Here is a 1,082-nt window from a genome sequence, read left to right on the forward strand (position 1 = left end):
GAGTTCCTCACCAAGGGCGGGTACGCCGCCGAGGCCGAGGCCGCCACCATCGCCGCCGCGCTCAACCTGCCCGACCGGGTGCTCGGCCAGCCCCTGCACACCCTCTCCGGCGGTCAGCGCCGCCGCGTGGAACTCGCCCGCATCCTGTTCTCCGACGCGGACACCCTCCTGCTCGACGAGCCGACCAACCACCTGGACGCCGACTCGATCGTCTGGCTGCGCGACTACCTCAAGACCTACCGCGGCGGCTTCATCGTCATCAGCCACGACGTCGACCTGGTCGAGACGGTCGTCAACAAGGTGTTCTACCTGGACGCCAACCGCTCCCAGATCGACGTCTACAACATGGGCTGGAAGCTCTACCAGCAGCAGCGCGAGGCCGACGAGAAGCGCCGCAAGCGCGAGCGGCAGAACGCCGAGAAGAAGGCCGCCGCCCTGCACTCGCAGGCCGACAAGATGCGCGCCAAGGCCACCAAGACCGTCGCCGCGCAGAACATGGCCAAGCGCGCCGACCGGCTGCTCGCCGGCCTGGAGGCGGTCCGCGCCTCCGACAAGGTCGCCAAGCTGCGCTTCCCCGAGCCCGCGCCCTGCGGCAAGACGCCGCTGATGGCCGAGGGCCTGTCGAAGTCGTACGGCTCGCTGGAGATCTTCACCGACGTCGACCTGGCCATCGACAAGGGCTCCCGGGTCGTCATCCTGGGCCTCAACGGCGCCGGCAAGACCACCCTGCTGCGCCTGCTCGGCGGCGTGGAGCAGCCGGACACCGGTGAGGTGCGCCCCGGTCACGGCCTCAAGCTGGGCTACTACGCGCAGGAGCACGAGACGCTCGACCCGGAGCGCACCGTCCTGGAGAACATGCGCTCCGCCGCCCCCGACCTGGACCTCGTCGAGGTCCGCAAGGTGCTCGGCTCGTTCCTGTTCTCCGGCGACGACGTCGACAAGCCGGCCGGGGTGCTCTCCGGCGGCGAGAAGACCCGGCTCGCCCTGGCCACCCTGGTGGTCTCCTCGGCCAACGTGCTGCTGCTCGACGAGCCCACCAACAACCTCGACCCCGCCAGCCGCGAGGAGATCCTCGGCGCGCT

Annotated in this window: 1 protein-coding gene; it reads left to right on the plus strand. The window is 70.2% G+C overall.

The annotated features are described in order from the left end of the window. A partial coding sequence (locus G6W55_RS37750; RefSeq protein ID WP_175525075.1) for an ABC-F family ATP-binding cassette domain-containing protein occupies nucleotides 1-1,082 on the plus strand: 1,082 nt, incomplete at both ends.

Source organism: Streptomyces sp. CAI-85 (assembly GCF_013363615.1).
GTDB lineage: Bacteria > Actinomycetota > Actinomycetes > Streptomycetales > Streptomycetaceae > Streptomyces > Streptomyces antibioticus_B.